The following is a 19,753-nucleotide window of genomic DNA, read 5'->3' as shown; positions in this document are numbered from 1 at the left end:
GCAATAGAATATAAAAAATAGGAAAAACGAGAATGGCATTTTCAAAAATATTGGTGGCGAATCGTGGTGAAATTGCTGTTCGCGTAATGAAAACAGCAAAAGCAATGGGCTATCAAACAGTCGCTGTGTATTCAGATGCAGATCGTCATGCACGGCATGTACAGCTTGCAGATGAAGCTGTCTATATCGGTGCCTCAAAGGTTTCAGCATCCTATCTTTCTATAGAGAATATTATCGAAGCATGTCAAAAAACAGGAGCAGATGCCGTGCATCCTGGTTATGGTTTTCTTTCTGAAAATACTGACTTTGCCGCAGCATGTGCTAAAAACGATATTACTTTTATCGGACCGCCTGCTTCCGCAATTGAATTGATGGGAAGTAAACGACTTTCAAAGATTGCCATGATTCAGGCAGGTGTGCCTTGTGTGCCTGGTTATGAAGGTGATCAGCAAGATATTGACTACTTAGAACAACAAGCCAATAAAATTGGCTATCCATTGATGGTCAAAGCATCCGCAGGGGGCGGTGGACGAGGCATGCGTCTGGTTCAACAATCAGCCGATATTGTCGAAGCCTTAAAAACAGCACGTTCTGAAGCTGAAAATGCATTTGGTTCAGGTGAGCTCATTCTTGAAAAAGCGGTGATCGCCCCCCGTCATGTTGAAATTCAGGTTTTTGGCGATACACATGGCAATTATGTCTATCTGTTTGAACGCGATTGTTCGATTCAACGCCGTCATCAAAAGGTAGTTGAGGAAGCACCTTGTCCAGTCATGACTGAAAACTTACGCCAACAAATGGGGGAGGCTGCTGTAGCCGCAGCAAAATCTTGTAATTATGTCGGGGCGGGAACAGTCGAATTTTTATTGGATCAATCGGGTGAATTTTACTTCTTGGAAATGAATACACGTTTACAAGTTGAGCATCCTGTAACTGAATTGATTACTGGACTAGATCTCGTGGAATGGCAACTCCGTGTTGCCAATGGAGAAATCCTACCACTTCAGCAATCTGAGTTGAGCTTAACAGGACATGCAATCGAAGTTCGTTTATATGCAGAAGATCCTCGTCAGGATTTTTTACCTCAAACGGGGCGAATATACCGTTGGCAAGCTGCGGAGCTGCCTCATGTACGCATTGATCATGGTTTGCTTGAGCAGGATGAAATTAGTCCTTTTTATGATCCAATGGTGGCGAAAGTCATTGCCTATGGTAAAACCAGACAAGATGCTATTCGGCTGTTGGCGCGTGCTGTAGATGACTGTGTTCTTTTGGGAGTAAACAGCAATAAACAGTTTTTGGTAAATTTGCTTAGACATCCGATCATTGTCAAAGGTGATACCAATACGGCGTTTATTCAAGAGCATTTTCAAACGGATCCAAGTCTACATCCACAAACATTAGCTTTAGAGCATTTGGCTGTCGCAGCAGCACTATTCACCAATGCTGCCAGTCAAAGCAGTTGGAATACAGGGATTGCTTTATCTTTACCGTTGAAATTGAAACATGACGATCAGCATATACAGGTACTGGTAAAACGTGATCAAAACTTAGTGGGTGTTGAAATTTGTGGACAGACCTTTGACATCCACTTGATTGAGCAAAATGCACAACAACTGATTTATGAAACACATTCGGTACGTCGTTTAGTCAACTATGTCTTAGATGGAAATCGATTATATTTAGATGCCGTAAATGGCAATATTGCGGTTGAAAATGTTACTTATGCACCACCAGAAAGTACAGATATTGTTGGGGATGGTAAAATCCGTGCTCCAATGGATGGTGCAATCATCAATATTCTTGTCAATCCTGGAGATACTGTTTCTAAAGGGCAGACTTTATTGATTTTAGAAGCAATGAAAATACAACAGCAGATTAAATCTGATGTGGATGGTGTGGTTGAAGAGGTCGTGGGGCAGGTTGGGCAACAGGTGAAAAAACGACAACTGGTTTTAAATATTCAGGCTTGAGCTATTTTAGGTTGAATGATGTTGGTTTGATATAAAACTTCAATATCGTAGGAGATTGAAGTTTTATTTTTGCAAAGTAATCTCTTTGTTGTTCCCTTGACAGCTTTTCAGTCTGTTGCTATTTTTCGGCAATTCTTATCAACACACAATCCACATGCCCATTGATGATGGCTTTGTTTATCAGCCACCTTTAGACCCACTCGAAATTATTTTTGAAGATGATGATTTTGTCGCTATTCATAAACCTGCAGGTTTATTATCTGTTCCCGGACGTTTAGCTGAACATCATGACAGTGCTTACTTTCGAATATTAGCACTATATCCAAATGCCAAAATCACGCATCGTCTGGATATGGCAACTTCAGGCATTTTGCTTTTTGCTAAGCATCGTGATGCTGAAGTGGCAGCCAGTAAAATGTTTCAAGCAAGAACAGTCAAAAAGAATTACATCGCTTTGGTCCAAGGGGAAATCAATAGTAATGGTCAAGTTGATGTGCCACTCATTACTGATTGGGAGAATCGTCCCCGTCAGATTGTGCATTTTGAATTGGGAAAGCCTGCACAAACTTTGTTTGAATCAGTAAGCTATGATGCTGAAAAAGATATCAGCCGAGTATTACTCACTCCGATTACAGGACGCTCACATCAATTACGCGTACATATGCAGTATATCGGACATCCGATTATCCGAGATAAGTTGTATCATCCTGAACCCTTCAATACTGATTTAAATCGTATGGCGCTACACGCAAGTTATTTATCATTTTTACAGCCGTTTACCAATCAGCTTGTGGAAATCGTCTCTAAGCCAGATTTTTAGCCACATTAAATTAACGTGAATTCGATGCAATTAAATATTCAAATCATTGAAAGATAATAAATTTATGTGGATTTTTTCTGGGTTTTCATCCGATTTTGGATGAGGAGCGGAGCTCCGCAAGGGTTCGCCATACTTGTTTTGGCATGAGGAGCGAAGCTCCGTAAGCGCAACCATCAATATAGCTTCATTTCTCTTGATCAATAAAATGAAGGCGATCAATAGATTGTTTGATGATCTAAAGCTTGCACTGCCACGCTTTAGTGCTAAAGTTTAAATTCTTTTGCGTAAGCGATGCCTCACTTTTCAGAGATGAAAAGTGACAAAAATCTTTCGTTGAGCGAGGGGTACATCCTTTACCCCTGCTCAACATGGCGACATTCATGTCGCCTCACGATAGCAAGACCATCAATGATTCAAAAAGTACAAAATAAATGAACCATCCAAATCACTTGTATGAATAATCAGGCGGTTTGACTGTATCATCTTTCATCAATGATTTTTATCGAACTCAGGTTAAATTAAATTTGACTAAGCTCAAAAAATCAATGAAAAAGCCTGCAAAATTGCAGGCTTCTTTGATCTTATCGCACGATTAAACTTGGTTGTTTACATCATCATTTTTAGTTTCACGAATTGCCAAGAATGCCAAAAGCGAAAGAATAGATGCAGCTGTTAAGTAATAACCAACAGCTTGTAAACCGTACTTGGTCGCAAGCTCTGTTGCGATTAAAGGAGCAAATGATGCACCTAGAATACCCGCCAAGTTAAAAGTTAATGCTGACCCTGTATAACGAACAGAAATCGGAAAGATTTCAGATAAAACAGTCCCAATCGGTCCATATGTCATGCCCATTAGTGCTAAACCTACACATAAGAACAAGAACACAATCACTGTACTACCTGACTCAAGCATACTTGCAAACACTAAACCAAACAGTGCTGAGACAACACATACCCCGATTGAGGTTGCTCTACGTCCAAATTTCTCAGCAAATACAGCCGACAGTGGAATAAAGGCAGCAAAACAAAGGGTCGCAACAAGTTGCATTTCTAAGAATTGTGCACGAGAGTAACCCAGTTGTTTGGTTCCCCAGTTGAGCGCAAATACAGTGGTCAGATAGAACACAACGAAAGTACAAACCGCAGCAATTGTACCAAGGAATAACATTTTATAATGTTTGGTCACAACTTCTTTAAACGGTACGTTTACTTCTTTCTGCTTGTTCAACACTTTTTGGAAAGCAGGAGTTTCATGCAGTTTTAAACGAATATATAAACCGACAATCACCAATGCAGCACTTGCAAGAAATGGAATACGCCAGCCCCATTGCATAAAGTCTGCTTCAGACATTAATGCGCCAAGACCAAGAAAAGAACCTGTTGCAAGAATAAAACCAATCGGCGCACCTAGCTGTGGGAACATCCCATACCAAGCACGTTTGCCTTCAGGCGCATTTTCAGTAGCAAGTAATACAGCACCTGACCATTCACCACCCAGACCTAAACCTTGACCTAAACGGCAGAGAGCAAGTAACAGTGGAGCAGCAATACCAATTTGAGCATAAGTTGGAAGCAGACCAATACACACTGTTGAAATACCCATAGTCAACAAGGCTGCGACCAGTGTTGCTTTACGACCAATACGATCACCTAAGTGACCAAACACAGCAGCACCAATTGGACGTGCAATAAATGCAATGGCAAATGTCGCGAGTGATTGAATGGTTGCCGTCATCGGATCTGTACTTGCTGGAAAGAACAAGTGTGGAAAAATCAGGACTGCGGCAGTGGCATAGATATAAAAATCGAAGAACTCGATTGTTGTGCCGACAAGACTTGCGAAAAGAACGCGAGTTTTTGAATTTGTTTGAATTTCTGGAGTAGCAATAGTTGATGACGCCATGGTGAACCTTACACTTTTAAAAGTAAAACGAGTCTTTAAAGCGTAATCTTTTTAAAAAAGGCGTAATTTCTTAAAAAAACAACGAGATCAACTCAAATCCACTCCATCAGGGTCACTGAATTTTGAGTGTCTATGAATTAAATGACGTAAAGATAGATTGCAAGGAAATGTGATCCTGCACCGATCAGAACAAAGATATGCCAAATAGCATGTGTGTATCTTACGCTTTTTAAGGCATAAAACAATGCGCCTATTGTATATGCTAAACCGCCAATGACCAATAATTTTAATGCTTCTGGTCGTAAAAACTGTTGCATATCATCCATAACAAGCACAGCAAGCCATCCCATAATTAAATAGGCAGCCAAGGAAATTTTTTCAAAACGATGGATGAATATTAACTTGAATAGTGTTCCAATAGCAGCGATCACCCAAAGTGCAATCAGTAAGTAATGAGCTTTAGCTGTTGGAATTGCAATCGCCAAAAATGGTGTATATGTTCCGGCGATTAAATAATAAATCGCCGTATGGTCAAGTTTTTTATACCAATGTCGCTTTTTTTCATCGACAGCAAAGTGGTAAATTGCTGAACTTGAGAATAATAGAATCATACTCAATCCATAAACAACCAACCCAAAAAATTGCCATCCGTGTAGATCATGTCCCTTAATCAGCATAAATACAGTCGCAATTGCAGCCAAAATGGCACCAAATGCATGACTCAAAGCATTGATGCGTTCTTCGTGTGCGGCATAAGTATGAATCATTTGATCATTCGACATTAGATATTATGACCTTAAAAATACACTTGTATAGTAATGCAGTTTTACCTTTAAAGTAAGACGTTTTAAAATAGGTAACTTAATTAATACGAGTTTTGATCATGTCTGATGTCGCGAGTTTATCTGTGCAAGAACAACAGTTTTTTGATAGCGTACAGCAAGCTATTGATAATCAAAATTTAGATCGTTTAATTTTAAGTCAGTATAAAGGTGAATTGACTGATTTGGAGAAAATGACCTTTCGAGTCATCCAATTACAACAAGAGTCTGTTTTGAGTTGTTTATATCGTTATAAAACCAATGATATTACAAAAAACTATCCTTTATCCGATGCTTTAAGCACGATTCAGCAGTTGGCAGAACAGTGTAAACAAGCCAATTTATTTACCGATGAAGCAGAGATACAGCTTAAAAAGAATAAGAAGAAAGCCTTACTCACAGTAAGCAAAAACAAAGCGGGCAAATCCCCTAAAACCGAACAGCAAGCACACGACCGTAGTAAACAGCGTTTTGTCGATCAACAGAGTTATTTCCTACAACCGCTTGGAATTACCGATGCCAATGCACAAGTGATTCCAAGCATGGCACGTAAATGGAAGCAGATTAATAAATTTATTGAAATTTTCTCAGGGGCATTGACCCAGATACTGCCACAAGAACTACGCGACCAGACACAATCTCAAGAACAGCCATTAAAGGTGGTAGATTTTGGTTCAGGCAAGGGGTATTTGACCTTTGCTTTGTATGATTATTTGACTAAACATCATCAAACTGCTGATGTGACGGGGGTAGAGCTGAATGATAAAATGGTGAAGTTCTGCCAAGATGTGGCAAAAGCCTCAGGTTTTGAGCAATTGGACTTTTTCCAAGGGGACGTAAGAACCTATCATCCTTCACATCTGGATGTGATGATTGCCCTACATGCCTGTGATGTTGCAACGGACTTTGCGATTCATACGGGGATTCGTTTAAATGCACAAATGATCATGTGCGCGCCATGCTGCCATAAAGAATTACGACCACAGTTGAAAAGCCCACAAGTTTTACAACCGATGTTGCAGTTTGGTATTCACGCTGGACAACAGGCAGAGATGTTAACAGATACGATTCGTGCTTTATTACTCAAAGCCTATGGCTATGAAACCAAAGTTTTTGAGTTTGTTGCTTTGGAACATACCAGTAAAAATAAAATGATTTTGGCAACGAAACGTAAAGATTTTGTTGAACCAGACCCTGCCGTTCTGGCACAGATTCAAGCCTTGAAAACTATGTATGGCATTCACAAGCAATCCTTGGAATTGTTGCTGAATAATCAATGGGATCAACAAGATATTGGAGAAAAGTGCTGATTAGAGCATAGCTGAGAAGTGGATTGATTTTGTACAGATTGAAACACCTGATACTTTGTATGGGCTAGGCGTAAGTTTATACGCTTAACCCATAGTGACCTGATATTTAGGTACAAGGAAATACCAAGATCAGGTCAAAGTTTACATGCTATTCTTGGTTGGTTTTATTGAGTTCAGCTTCTGTTTCACCTGCTGTTTTTTGAGCAACAGTATCAGGGAAATATTGTGGATTATCCATTTCTGGAATCAATTGTCCGTCTATCTTATGAATCAAGATACTGGTTGCGAATACTTCACGTGGTGCTTTATTGATGAGATCAGTTAAAAAGTCTGTACCTTTCGCAACGGATTTTGCTTCACTGTCTTTACTGTCTCGTACAGGCATTTGAATATTATCAAAATTAATGACCGGAACTTTACAGCTTAATGGAACTTGAAAATTGTCATTATTTTCAATGATCTTGCCGCTTTGTTGACAGCTTTTATATGCAGAGCCTTGCGCTTTTAAGTGACGTTCAAATGCAGGCGCAACAATTTTAAAGTCATCAGCATTGAACTGTTCTTTAAGAATCTCCTTCATTTGTTGAGATGCCGTTAATTGCTTTTCAGCACTTTCATCACTGTTCTTTTTTGCTTCAGCTTCTGAAATACCTGCCATTGCCGCAGCCATTTTTATATTGAGTTGGTCTTGGTGATCTTCTTGAGAAAATAATCCGATCATACTTTGTGTGATCACTTTGACACGATCTAGTTCGGATGCTTTAGCGTAAATACTTTGAGTGGAGAGTAAAATTGCGCTATAAAGAAATACTTTAAATTTTTGATTTAGAAACATAATTATTCTACAGGTTTTGTTAAGTAAGTGATAATGAATACATTGTCAGCATACAGTAGCATAATTTGAAACAATCAATGATCAATTTATTGGGTATTAGGATTTAACAAATGAGTCGATTTGAAATTCAATCAGGACCTTGGAGCCAACTTCAACACGATGCACAATTGATTCGTAGAAAGGTTTTTATTGAAGAACAAAATATCAGTGAAGCGGAAGAATGGGATGATCAAGATGCTGTTTCATTGCATTTTGTCATGTATGAGCAGAATCAACCCATTGCAACTGCGCGGTTATTACAAAATGACAGTATTGGGCGTGTTGCGGTATTAAAAACATACCGTGGTGCAGGGATCGGTAAGCTGCTTATGCAATATATTATTGATGTTGCAAAACAGGAAAGTAGAACTGTACTTAAACTATCTGCGCAAGTCTATGCGACAAAATTTTATGAGAACTTGGGTTTTCAATTACAAGGTGAAACATATCTGGATTGTGGAATCCCACATATCGATATGTACCAAAATTTAAAAAATAGTTGAAATCAAGCAAGAGAATATCATCATCAATGCTCAGTATAAAAACCCCGTTAATACAGTCACTCGTTTTAAGTCAACTCAATCAATGTCAGGTATGGCTGAAAATGGAGGCTTTACAACCTGCTGCTTCTTTTAAACAGCGAAGTATTAGTTATGCATGTCAAAAATATTTTGAGCAAGGCGCTCAGCGATTTGTCAGTTCTTCAGGGGGAAATGCTGGTCTAGCGGTTGCTTATACAGGACGACAACTCGGTGTTCCTGTAACAGTCGTTGTTCCTGAGACTACAGCACAACGCGCTCGAGAATTGATTGCTCAACAAGGTGCTGAAGTGATTGTACATGGTGCTTCATGGGTTGAAGCAAATGCTTTAGCACAGTCTTTAATAGCACAAAATGATGTTTTTATTCACCCTTTTGATGACCCACTGTTATGGGAAGGTATAATCCCAATGATTGATGAAGTGATTGCTGAGGGAGTTATACCTGATGCCGTCGTTTTATCAGTTGGTGGTGGAAGCCTACTTTCCGGTGTGGTTGCTGGTTTAAATAAACATGAGCTAGGGCATGTTCCAGTCTATGCCGTTGAAACACAGGGCACAGCATCTTTAAATGCATCAATGATGGCTAAGCAGCATATTGAGTTGGATTGTGTAAGCGGTATAGCGACCACTTTGGCTGCAAAAAAAGTCTGTCAAAATGCATTTGAACTGAGTCAACAATTTGATGTACACAGTCGAATTGTTTCAGATCAAGAGGCTGTCAATGCATGTCTAAAGTTTGTTGATGATCATCGTCTTTTGGTTGAACCCGCATGTGGCGCAACACTATCTGTACTTTATGATCAAAAAATTCAGTTTAAATTATCTGATCAGGTTTTGGTTATAGTCTGTGGTGGAGCAGGTATCACCTTAGAGACATTACAAGGATTTAATGGATAAACTGATTGAATCAGGCATAAATCTTAGATATTTTTTGAATGGAATATTTTGATTATTGAGTAGACGATAAAATGATACAAGCTGTATTATTTGATTTAGATCAAACACTTTTAGATCGAACTTCTTCACTTGTGCAATTTTTAAATTGGCAACTCAATACATTAACCCTTGTTCCACTGTCACAACAGCAAAACTTTATTCAACGTTTTATTGCTCTCGATGCGAATGGTGCTGTGTGGAAAGACAAAGTTTATGCACAACTCATTCAAGAGTTTCAGATTTCCAAATATACAACACAAGATTTGCTTGCGAGTTATATTCAAGATTTCAACAAGTTTTGTGTGGCTTTTCAAAGTGTTGATTCGGTACTTGATCAATTGGTTAAGGCTAATTTTTCGCTTGGGCTTATTTCCAATGGTCGGAGCCCATTTCAAGAGCGTAATTTTCAGGCATTAGGATTAGAGAAGCTTTTCTCTAGCATTATCGTTTCAGAAGCCGTTGGGTTAAGAAAGCCTGATCCCAAAATTTTCCTGTTGGCGTGTCACCAACTTGAACTTTTGCCTGAGCAATGTATTTTCGTGGGTGATAATGAAGTTGTTGATATTGTGGGGGCAAAATCTGTCGGTATGCAGACCATTTTATTTGACCCAGAACAAAAAGTAATATCGACACAAGCAGATCATCGTGTAAAGTCTTTTCAAGACATACTTAGTATTTTAAAAATAAAATGAACAGATTATATAAGCATGGCATGGTACGACTTCAGGTTTTATTTTTATTTGGAGTCGTATTTCAATTCAGTGTATTTACACATGCCGAAACACAGCAATCAGCACCAGTACCTTATGAGGTGCAGGTGGAAACAAAGCCAAAAATTTATGACCCAGCGACACAGTCGCGGATTCGAGTCTATCGAAAGGGTGCGACAAAAACTTTAATTCAACATTCATTTGATTGTGCAGGAAGAAAAGCTGGGATACGGGATTACTTAAGTGGAAATGGTGCATTATCTGCGCTCAAAGCGTATGCGAGAATCGCCTTTAATATCGAAGAAGGGATGCCACGTAGTGCAATGCAGAAAGAAGCTGAAAGCAATGCGATGCGAACCTACCAACTGATTTCCTATAAAGAGTTTATTTTAAATGCAGATCAACCTGTGAATTTATATGGTTTTGTATTTGGAGCGACTGATTCATCTCGGACGAAAGCACAAGTGATTGATCAATGTGTGGATGCTGTTGCTTCTTTTAGACCTCAGGCTGGGCATGATTACGAAATTTTAGGTCAATATCAAAATAACCAATGCCAATTTCAAGTATTTGATCTCAAAACCAATGCTCAAATCTCAGTTTCTGACAAACTTTATACTTGCCCTGAAAAGTCATGGAAGTTTTGGAAAAAGGACCATTAGATGAAGTGTTTGATTCATATTTTGGGATTGATGTTGACTGTGACTGTTCCTAATTTTACTTGGGCATCTTATGTCAACCACTGCTTATTGAGTGCTAAAGTCTTAGATGTGAAAGCCCCAACAATAGATAACATCAACAATCAATACCAAGATAAGCTTGTTAAAAGTCAATTATTCATCAACATAAAAGTGCTTAAAGCAGAAAAGCATGGAAGAGCGGATAGTGGATGTCAAACATTCGTCAATCAAACCATGAAAACAAAAATTGAACATCCACTTCCAGTGACTTTAAGAAAAGGTCAAATCATTGAGATAGAAAGTATCACCAAAGATGCATTTCCTCGTGAAGGGTATGACACAACATACTTGTTGAAGACAAACTAAACTAAAAAGACTTTATGCTTGTTTGGAAAATCTTTCCCAATCTTCGATGGCTTTGCGACCACAATCCAAGCCAACTTCATAGGTATATTGCAATTTTCGTTTATCCTTGCATAAACGACCAGCTAACATTTTATCGTCAGGTGGACAAACTTCTAAAATACCTTGCTGATTATTTTGACGCATAAAATCGATAGTTGCGTTATAACGTTGGCAACGTTGCTTAAGACTATCTGAAAATCCAGCATATTGATTCATTAAATATTTGGCAAAAAATTGGTCTGCTTTGCTACTGGCTTTGAAATAGCTTTGGGTTCGAGTACGTATAACCAATAAGTTTTTAATATTACTTTGCTGAGCTGCCCATTGCACTGGAAGAGCATCTGCGACACCACCATCAAAATAAGGCTCATCAAAAATATCAACAGCTTTCCTTGTAAGATAGGGAATAGAGCTTGAGGCACGTAACCCGTCAATAATATTGTCTTTCCCTGCACGTAAATATTCGGCATGACCAGATCGAGCATGAGTCAAGACCATGTAAAAATCAGGATTTTGTGCAAATAGCGTGTTTTGATCTAAAGGGTTTTCCTTTTCAACAGTATCCCACATCCACTGCATATCTAATAAATCACCGCCTTTAAAAAAACGACCATAGCGGATAAATTCAGGACGCAGTGAATGGTCGAGGTATAGTTCAATATTGCGACCGTGTTGCTTGGCAAGATAATTAGCAAGATTGGTTGAACCTGATGAAACACCCACAAATAGATCAAATGGATTGAAGTTTTGTTGTAGAAAAGCATCGAGTACGCCACAGGTAAAAGCGCCACGCATACCGCCCCCTTCTACAACAAGGGCATTACGTAAATTAGTCATCATTGATTACTTAACGAGAAGATTCTGTATGGCTATCATTATGAGGCATATTTTTCATTTGTTGATCAGACATTTGCCTATCATGGTTTGAGTGTTCAGATTCTGTGTGTGCTGTTGTATGAGAGCTTACTTTGTTTTGTTGACTCGGCATGTAATCAGGTTCATTACTTACAGCCATATAGAAAAACAATAGGAAAAGACAACTAAAAATCGTAGCAAAAATAACAGCTTTCGATTTCCATAACGGTTTTTTGGGAGTTTTTATATCGTTCATAGGAAAATGCCTAATAGAATGAACTATAGCAATTATTTTATCTCAAAAATTCTATTGATAGTGTAGCTTGAAGAAGAAAGACATAAAATAAATATGACTTTCTAGTTAGAGAAGAATTAACAATGATTAGCGCTAAGCATTAGCCTATGGTAGCTCAACTTTCCATCCTTCAAATCATATCAATTCCTATCATTTTTTTTAACTTATTTCTCAATGTTTATAACATCACCATTCAAATTAAAACTTAAAATATCAAAATAATAATGAGATTTAGTTTCTTTATTTTTATTTAACTTTTCAACAAATAATAAAAAAATGTATTTGAATTTAAGGACTTTAGTGTATGAAATTGTTTCTTTGAATAGAAAAAAAATGATTTTGATTTATAATAAGCTCAACTAAAAATGAATAAATTATTAAAATGAATAGCTTAGTAAATAGTATTTATAAAGTATTGGATCAATTAGGATTAACCGCTCAAAAAAGAGCTTTGCATATTCAGTTTAGCAATCCTGATTTGACCGCCCAAGTGTTCTTGCAACGCATTGATGGACAACATGCCATCAATCAAGGCGTGTCTGCGGAACTGATCTGTCTTGCAACATCTGCAAATATTCAACTCAAACAGTTTATCGGTTGCCAAGCTGCAATCGACCAAGTCACCGACCGCGGACAACTGTTCCGTACCACAGGCATCATTACCGAAGCTGCACAGGGACAAAGTGATGGTGCACTGACGGTCTATAAGCTCAAACTTGAAGATGCGACTTCACTGTGGCATAAACGCCGTAATAGCAGAGTGTTTATGAATAAGTCAGTGATTCAAGTCATTGAAATATTGCATAAAGAATGGCAACAAAGAAGTCCGCTGTTTGCTGCTAGTCTGAGTTTAGATAAAACTGGGCTGACCAAAGACTACGATGTTCGTCCATTGATTATACAGATGAACGAAAGCGACCACGATCTACTTACTCGTTTGATGAGAAGTGAAAATTTAAGCTGGTTGATTGATGAAGCCGAACTCAATGTTGCCAACATTTCAGCACCGATCCAAGCCCAAAAACTACGTTTAATTGATGACAACAGCCAATACACTGCGCTAGAACGCAGAAGCATCCGCTTTCACCGCAGTTCCGCGGTAGAACAGCAAGACACGATTACATCATTTACAGGTATACGTTCACTCCAACCGACTTCAGTACATATTCACCGTTGGCAAGCCGATATTCTTGAAACCGAAGAAGGTGCAGGCAATGTACAAAGCAAACATCAGCACAGTGACCAGTACGACAATGCTAGTCTAGGCTTAGAACAAGTATGGCACTTTAGCCCTGCATGGATACCTGACCTGAATGGGGAAGATGGTGCAACGGCATCAGGCAATAGTCAGATCGAACGCTTTAACCAAAACCTTAGCAACTACTACGATGCCCAAGCCAAACAATTCACGGCAATATCGACGGTACGAGATGCACAAGTCGGCTATTACCTTGAGCTAAAAGGGCATCCTCAAATCGATCAAAAAGATTCTGCCGATCAGCAGTTCTTGATCATCTCCAAAACCTTTTATAACCAAAATAATTTACCCAAAGACCTCAACGAACAAATCACTCGTTTAGTTGAACAAAGCCATTGGCAGCTCAACAGTATCCCCACAAACAACAGTGAAGAACGCCAAGCCAATCAGCTGATCTTACAACGCAGAAACATCAGTACAGCGCCAGAATACAACCCACTCAAACACCGTCCAGTGGCGTATCCACAACGCGCCAAAGTGGTTGGTCCGAGTGGAGAAGAAATCCATGTAGATGAATGGGGACGTATCAAGGTTCGCTTCCTCTTTACCCGCAATGAAGACCATAGCCATGATGGTGGTGCAGGCTCGAATGACAATGATACCGACTCAGCTTGGGTTGATGTATTGACGCCATGGGCAGGTGAAGGTTATGGAGCTCGCTTCCTACCGAGGATTGGGGAGATTGTTGTTATCGACTTCTTTGATGGCAACATTGACAGACCATTTGTAGTAGGTCGAATCCATGAAGCACAACGCAGCCCGAGCAAGTTTGATGACAAAGGCAAGTTGCCCGATACCAAGAAGTTGGCAGGGATTAAAAGTAAGGAATATCAGGGTAGTGGCTATAACCAACTGAGATTTGACGATACCAGCAACCAGATCAGCAGTCAGTTACACAGCAGTCATGGCGCAACTCAACTCAACCTTGGCAACCTCAGTCATCCAAAAGAGACAGATAGTAGTGAAGGGCGAGGAGAAGGCTTTGAGCTAAGAACGGATCAATGGGGTGCGGTACGTGCAGGTCAAGGCTTACTGCTGAGTACGCATGCACAAGATGGGGCATCAGGTAATCATCTAGATACAACCGCAGCCAAAAGTCAGCTAGAAAGTAGCCTGAACAATGCCAAAGCCTTAAGTGAGGTTGCTAAGAACCAACAGACCGATCCTTTAGAAGTCTTGAATGAGTTAAAACAATTCCTGAATCAAATAGAAAAAGGTGAAAAAGATAAAGCCGATGCATTTAAACAAGCCTTGATGGTTTTAGCCTCGCCGAATTCAATTGGCTTGTCGAGCAATGAAGACATTCATATCTCTGCGGATAAACAAATTAGTCATAGTGCAGGGGATAGCATCAATCTGAGTACACAAAAGAATTTCTTGGTGCATGCACAAAACAAGATCAGTGTGTTTGCAGCACAGGAAGGTGCAAGGCTTTATGCTGGAAATGGTAAAGTGGAGATTCAAGCCCAAGGAGATGGTGCGGATTTGATTGCTCGTAAAGGTATTCAAATCATTTCGACTGAAGATGTAATTGAAGTCAAAAGTCTAAAAGAAATTATTCTTACATCTGGCACTTCACAATTAAAAATTAATGGCTCAGGCGTATTTGTGACGACTGGTGGTATGTTTGAGGTTAAGGCTGGACAGCACAGTTTTATTGGTGGAGCAAAAGTAGATTATTCATTGCCTACTTTCTATGAAAATATCTGTAAGCCATGCCTTTTAAATGCCGCAAAGTTTGGAATGGCATTTGTAGATAAATAAAATGAAAAGAGAAATTATTCCATTTAAACAGATACAGCGCTGCATCGAAGATTATCAACATGACTTGAATATGTATTTAATCTTGGATGCCGCACAAGTTTCAGATCAAGCCTTGTCATTTATTCATGAGTTTCAAAATGACTCAAGGATAGAATTCTATTCCTTATTTTCAGGTACCACAGAGGGGAATGCACCTTTTGAAGTCGCACCTGTTCTTTTACTCATCCATGATTTAGATCTTTTCAATGATCAGAGATTTAACTTTATTCATCAAACGTGGAAAGATGAACAGGCGCTCAATATTGTATTGAGCTCATTGGAGCTGACTCAATTTGTTAAGAAAATGAAAAGTTATTTAACGGTTGAGTTTCCTGATGGAACCCAAAAATTATTTAGATGGTTTGACCCAAGAATTATCAAGAAAATTCATAAAATACTGCAAGATGAACAGCTTGATGAATTTTTTCAAGGCATTGAGCGTTGGGTGATTGCAATTCGAAATTATCAGGATGTGCATACGAATCAATTAATGATATTGGAGCATGATTGATGTTTGTACTTAGCCAAGAAAAACTATTTGAACTTGATGTTGAACAAAACAAAGAGTTTTTATACGACTTAGTTTATGAAATTATTAAGGAAAATCCAGTATTAAAGCTGAATGGTCAATTCGATCAGTTATTAGCACCTATCCAGACGCTAGTTGATCAATATCTTGAAAAAGGAATCAACCAAATCAACACACTCAAATATATGGTGAAAAGCCATGTGTATTTGGGAATGGATTATCCAACTGATCCGCAATTTGTTTGGATTGAAAATGAAATGCAGCATCACGATATTGGGGAGCAAGTCACTTATGTCGAGGCTTTCGATAAACTTTTAGAAGACTATAAGAAACGTGTTTTAGGGCAAGATTTCAACTTTTTTTTAACAGCAATAGATCAATTAAAACAAAATCTTAGTCAAATAGATCATCGAGAAAAATTTTCAATTCTTTATCCAGAGAAAACTGAGTTTTTAAAAGAAAAAGGTGTATTTGATTCTCTTCAAGATCATTATTCAAATGATCTTCAATCTTATAGCGCATATGTGCTAGGAAATGAGTTTGATCAAAATGTCTTTATAAAAAATATAACGTATTTGGAGGTGTAAGATGGGTGTGGGTGGCGCAAGTCCGACAGTAGGTACTTCATGTACAACGTGTTTGAAAAAATTTTTAGTACATTTTCGTAGACCTCAAGACTATAGTGGTAACTATGGCTTTGATTGGTTGAGAGATGACTATATTTATGCGAATAAATTTATTGCGGAAGCAAGTAATGCGAAAAAACCTCTTTGTGTTGACGTACAAAAATTAAAAAATGAATATAAAAATGATGTTAAAAATCCAATCTCACCTTATGGACAAGAATACTTTCCTGCTTGGTTAAGTCTATTTTCTTATATTGAGGATTCTAATAGCCCACATATATCAAAGATGACAAAAGATGGAGTAAAATTAGATTTATTTATAGAAGAAATAGAACCTTTAAGTAATGATGGAACAGAATTGATTTTTGAATGTCAAAATAACTTTATTCAACTATCACCTAAACAAATCCCTTTAGTAAATGCACTTAAAAAGAAAGTAAAAGATTCAGATGGAAAAAAACAATACTATCATCTGGCTCGTAGTATTTTAATTAAATGTCAAGGTGGATGGTTAAATGACCATGAGGAAATTAAAGTATTTGCAAAGAAAGGAAGTGTGAAAGTTGAAGTAGGAAAATTAATGCTCTATAAGAATAGCATTGTGAAACATGCAGATATTATATTGATTCCAGTTGTTACTGAATATAGAGGTGGAAAACCAGTTCTACCTGATCGTGTAGATGCTTATGAATATCTGATAAAACGTATAGCATTTAATCAGGCATTGATTCGTGCAGAAATTAAAAGAGAGGCGGTGTTAGACTTAACAAAGTATCAGAATGATCCTTTAGTAAATTTTATTCAAGGAGCAACTAGCAAAACACAAGCTTCTAATTTCGCAAGAGTTTTACGAGAATTATATAATAAGTATGGTCCAATACAGGTTAATGGTGGAATTGATCAAAATGGAAATGGAATATCAAATAGTAAGAAAACATTCGTTTTCTTAACTACAAAGCAGACAGAAGCTGGAGGTGTTTGTACACTTGATGGTCATGTCTGGGGGGATATGGTTATTGTTTTTAAATCAAATTTGAATCATGCACATTCTTATCCACATGAGCTTGGTCATTCATTTTCATTACCTCATACATTTCAAAAGGGAAGTATGGCAAAACACACTTTTTATCGTGGTTCGACTGAAAACTATATGGATTATATGACAGATAGTTTGGGAAATAACAACCCTTTTCATACTGATAAAAAGTCATTTACATTTTTTAAATGGCAGTGGGATATCATGCGCCAAGACAAAAGTATGAATTGATAAAATGATGGAGAATCGTTATGAATATTTATTTTAAGATAAGTTTTTTAATATGCTCTTTTTTTATTTCATCTTGTAGTTCTGGAAATAACTCAGAGAAGAAATTCATTAAAAGAGAAAAATCTGTTTATGTCTTTGAAAATAAGAATGATATAGAGTTAAGTTCTGAAATAAACTACTCAAGGTTTGCTCCAGTAAATCAACTTAAATTAAAAGAGATACCAATCAGTTTAGGTAAAATAATAAATGATATTGAAAAGAAAGGATATAAAAATAGTGATGAATTAATAAATGAAAAACATTTCGAAGTTATTGATTATGGCTTAACTATGAAGAAAATATACTTTTTTAATAGTGGGGGGGATGTGCCAGATTTTTTTTCTGAAATTTATGCAACAAATTCTAAATTTAATCAACTCAAAAGTGTTAGATTGAATTTGAGTATGGGATATAATGGAAATAAATTTGAAGAAATAAATTTGGATACAGAAATTCCTGTGTCTCTGATTTCGTCGTTGGATATTGCTGATGAAGATGAGTCGAGATATATATATCAAACAATTTTGAATAAGCATGTTTTAAATATAAGAAATAATATAAATGAATATTGTAAGTACTTAGTGACAACAAGAATAAATTTTAAAGATTATTGGTTGGAATTAAATACAGAACGTATAAAAAATAATACTTACTTTAATATTTATAAGAGTGAAGATAATCCTAAGAAGTGTGATTTCTAATAAATTTAGTAATTTAAAGAAACAAATTCCTACATTTAATGGAGAATATGAGTTTTGAAAGAGAATTTTTTTTTAACAGTTTTTTTTATTTTGTGTGTGTCTTGTTCTTCTGAAAATAAAGGGGATACTCAATTAGAGGCTCATAGTGTCAATAAAAAGAATATAAATGATCCATGTTTTAATTCAGATTGTACACCAGAGAAATTTAATTCACCTTATTATAAAATTCCATATGAGAAGTTAAAGGATCTTGAATTTTTAAATTATGAAAATTTTGGTACTGTCTTATTAAGCAAAGATGTCTTGAGTAGTGAAATTTTGAAGGGATATAGTTTTAAAGATAAAGATAACTCGAATTATATAGATCTTGAAAATCAAGCTATGTTAACAATTAATCCAAATCCATCAACAGGCAAGGTTAAATCGATAGATTATGAATTTTTAACGTGTTCATCAATTCAATTAATAGATAAAGATAGAATAAAAAAAATTATAAACATTTTTAAAGATACTAAAGTTGATGAAGGTTTTTTTAAATTTGATATTAATAACATTAAGGATGGTTTTTCAACTAATACAATTTACAATGAAGATAAGATTGTTTATGAAATTTCATGTGATATTAAGTCACAGAATGGTCAATTTCATATTTATAGAAAATAAATTTTAAGTGATTTAAAATAATGATTTTTAATAAGGGTAATTACAAGATATATTTAGGGTTGGTTCTAGCTTTTACTGTTGGTTGTGATGGTAAAGTAATAACGAATGATAGTAAAGATATAGATTTGATAAATAAGTTCTGTCTAAATAAAGAACCTAATGTAAATCTGGATATAAACAAGTATTTACCTTCGGAAAGTTCAATGGAAAATCCTGTAAAGAAGAATTTAGGAATAAGTGTAGTGAATTTTTTTGATAAAATTCAAAATGCAAAAGCATTGGATAATATGAATATATATGAAAATCAGGGGTATATTGATATTATTGATGATAACTATGACTCAATAGGCAGGATTATAATAATTCCAGATAGAAAATATGTCAAATATATTAATTTGGAAGTTAGATCTGCTCCTGATATTTTTAAAAAAGAAATTTTAAAGAAAACGATAGTAGATGTGATAAATGTGTTGAATAATCATGGTGATTCAGAGATTGCCTACAATAAGATGTTAGAAGACTTGTTGGTAAATATGAAAAATGGTGTGTTTAATTTAAAAAATGGTATCTATTCAGGTTCTTTTAAAGATAATGAAATTGTATATGAGATTTCAACAATTAATAAAAAATTTATTGCTTCTAAAGTTGCTAATGGTGAAATTAAGGATGTTAATTGTGAAACTAGAAAATACCATGATTATAGTGATATAGAGCTTTCGCTTTTTTCAATATATAGAAAATAAT

Annotated in this window: 20 protein-coding genes; 15 read left to right on the top strand and 5 right to left on the bottom strand. The window is 36.7% G+C overall.

The genetic code is table 11. From position 1 onward, the window contains the following. The first annotated feature begins 32 nt into the window (after positions 1 to 32). Positions 33 to 1,973, top strand: a complete 1,941-nt coding sequence (locus AC1Z3T_RS15560) for an acetyl/propionyl/methylcrotonyl-CoA carboxylase subunit alpha (RefSeq protein WP_100885990.1) — start codon at positions 33 to 35, stop codon at positions 1,971 to 1,973. A gap of 154 nt (positions 1,974 to 2,127) precedes the next feature. Continuing rightward, on the top strand, positions 2,128 to 2,793 hold the full coding sequence (locus tag AC1Z3T_RS15555) for an RluA family pseudouridine synthase (RefSeq protein ID WP_004830330.1): 666 nt from the start codon (positions 2,128 to 2,130) through the stop codon (positions 2,791 to 2,793). 592 nt (positions 2,794 to 3,385) lie between these two features. Here the strand turns inward: AC1Z3T_RS15555 and AC1Z3T_RS15550 are convergent. Next, positions 3,386 to 4,696 (bottom strand): MFS transporter, encoded by a 1,311-nt coding sequence (locus AC1Z3T_RS15550; protein ID WP_009586286.1) that lies wholly within the window; start codon positions 4,694 to 4,696, stop codon positions 3,386 to 3,388. Positions 4,697 to 4,833: 137 nt separating this feature from the next. After that, on the bottom strand, positions 4,834 to 5,478 hold the full coding sequence (gene trhA / locus AC1Z3T_RS15545) for a PAQR family membrane homeostasis protein TrhA (RefSeq protein ID WP_005031225.1): 645 nt from the start codon (positions 5,476 to 5,478) through the stop codon (positions 4,834 to 4,836). Positions 5,479 to 5,579: 101 nt separating this feature from the next. On the opposite strand from trhA, the gene AC1Z3T_RS15540 reads away from it, so the two are divergent. Then, positions 5,580 to 6,827 carry a class I SAM-dependent methyltransferase gene (locus tag AC1Z3T_RS15540; protein ID WP_100885989.1) on the top strand — a complete coding sequence of 416 codons (1,248 nt, stop codon included), beginning with the start codon at positions 5,580 to 5,582 and terminating at the stop codon, positions 6,825 to 6,827. A gap of 148 nt (positions 6,828 to 6,975) precedes the next feature. On the opposite strand, the gene AC1Z3T_RS15535 is transcribed toward AC1Z3T_RS15540, so the two are convergent. Further along, entirely contained in the window at positions 6,976 to 7,662 is a 687-nt protein-coding gene (locus AC1Z3T_RS15535) for a hypothetical protein (RefSeq protein ID WP_009586298.1), read from the bottom strand. Positions 7,663 to 7,772: 110 nt separating this feature from the next. Here AC1Z3T_RS15535 and AC1Z3T_RS15530 point away from each other — a divergent pair, with 110 nt between their 5' ends. From AC1Z3T_RS15530 to AC1Z3T_RS15510, 5 genes are all read left to right on the top strand, one after another. Continuing rightward, positions 7,773 to 8,204: a GNAT family N-acetyltransferase gene (locus tag AC1Z3T_RS15530; RefSeq protein ID WP_009586291.1), complete on the top strand. Its 432-nt coding sequence runs from the start codon at positions 7,773 to 7,775 to the stop codon at positions 8,202 to 8,204. 26 nt (positions 8,205 to 8,230) lie between these two features. Beyond that, on the top strand, positions 8,231 to 9,139 hold the full coding sequence (locus AC1Z3T_RS15525) for a pyridoxal-phosphate dependent enzyme (RefSeq protein WP_058968524.1): 909 nt from the start codon (positions 8,231 to 8,233) through the stop codon (positions 9,137 to 9,139). A gap of 71 nt (positions 9,140 to 9,210) precedes the next feature. Next, a complete protein-coding gene (locus AC1Z3T_RS15520) occupies positions 9,211 to 9,870 on the top strand; it encodes an HAD family hydrolase (protein WP_009586285.1) in 660 nt (219 codons plus the stop codon). Further along, positions 9,867 to 10,550: a hypothetical protein gene (locus AC1Z3T_RS15515; RefSeq protein ID WP_100885988.1), complete on the top strand. Its 684-nt coding sequence runs from the start codon at positions 9,867 to 9,869 to the stop codon at positions 10,548 to 10,550. The genes AC1Z3T_RS15520 and AC1Z3T_RS15515 overlap by 4 nt, the downstream gene beginning before the upstream one ends. Continuing rightward, positions 10,551 to 10,934 (top strand): hypothetical protein, encoded by a 384-nt coding sequence (locus AC1Z3T_RS15510; RefSeq protein WP_058968519.1) that lies wholly within the window; start codon positions 10,551 to 10,553, stop codon positions 10,932 to 10,934. Positions 10,935 to 10,946: 12 nt separating this feature from the next. Here AC1Z3T_RS15510 and AC1Z3T_RS15505 read toward each other — a convergent pair whose 3' ends face one another. Further along, on the bottom strand, positions 10,947 to 11,813 hold the full coding sequence (locus AC1Z3T_RS15505) for a patatin-like phospholipase family protein (protein ID WP_100885987.1): 867 nt from the start codon (positions 11,811 to 11,813) through the stop codon (positions 10,947 to 10,949). Positions 11,814 to 11,820: 7 nt separating this feature from the next. Further along, entirely contained in the window at positions 11,821 to 12,084 is a 264-nt protein-coding gene (locus AC1Z3T_RS15500) for a hypothetical protein (RefSeq protein WP_100885986.1), read from the bottom strand. A gap of 421 nt (positions 12,085 to 12,505) precedes the next feature. Between AC1Z3T_RS15500 and AC1Z3T_RS15495 the strand changes: the two genes are divergently transcribed. From AC1Z3T_RS15495 to AC1Z3T_RS15465, 7 genes are read left to right on the top strand one after another with little or no spacing between them, the layout of a single operon-like run. Next, positions 12,506 to 15,145 carry a type VI secretion system Vgr family protein gene (locus AC1Z3T_RS15495; protein ID WP_100885985.1) on the top strand — a complete coding sequence of 880 codons (2,640 nt, stop codon included), beginning with the start codon at positions 12,506 to 12,508 and terminating at the stop codon, positions 15,143 to 15,145. A gap of 1 nt (position 15,146) precedes the next feature. Beyond that, positions 15,147 to 15,695 (top strand): DUF4123 domain-containing protein, encoded by a 549-nt coding sequence (locus AC1Z3T_RS15490; RefSeq protein ID WP_100885984.1) that lies wholly within the window; start codon positions 15,147 to 15,149, stop codon positions 15,693 to 15,695. Continuing rightward, complete coding sequence (locus tag AC1Z3T_RS15485) at positions 15,695 to 16,300, top strand: hypothetical protein (protein WP_100885983.1); 606 nt, start codon at positions 15,695 to 15,697, stop codon at positions 16,298 to 16,300. The genes AC1Z3T_RS15490 and AC1Z3T_RS15485 overlap by 1 nt, the downstream gene beginning before the upstream one ends. A gap of 1 nt (position 16,301) precedes the next feature. Next, positions 16,302 to 17,606, top strand: coding sequence for a hypothetical protein (locus AC1Z3T_RS15480; protein WP_100885982.1), 1,305 nt, complete (start codon positions 16,302 to 16,304; stop codon positions 17,604 to 17,606). 20 nt (positions 17,607 to 17,626) lie between these two features. After that, positions 17,627 to 18,346 carry a hypothetical protein gene (locus tag AC1Z3T_RS15475; RefSeq protein WP_100885981.1) on the top strand — a complete coding sequence of 240 codons (720 nt, stop codon included), beginning with the start codon at positions 17,627 to 17,629 and terminating at the stop codon, positions 18,344 to 18,346. A 54-nt stretch (positions 18,347 to 18,400) separates the two neighbouring features. Then, positions 18,401 to 19,009, top strand: a complete 609-nt coding sequence (locus tag AC1Z3T_RS15470) for a transporter (RefSeq protein ID WP_100885980.1) — start codon at positions 18,401 to 18,403, stop codon at positions 19,007 to 19,009. A gap of 20 nt (positions 19,010 to 19,029) precedes the next feature. Continuing rightward, positions 19,030 to 19,752 carry a hypothetical protein gene (locus tag AC1Z3T_RS15465; protein ID WP_483396769.1) on the top strand — a complete coding sequence of 241 codons (723 nt, stop codon included), beginning with the start codon at positions 19,030 to 19,032 and terminating at the stop codon, positions 19,750 to 19,752. Position 19,753 lies beyond the last annotated feature (1 nt).

It is taken from the genome of Acinetobacter sp. B-6 (assembly GCF_056930735.1).
Note: the sequence above shows the minus strand (reverse complement) of the source record. Positions and strands in the feature narration are given on the sequence as shown.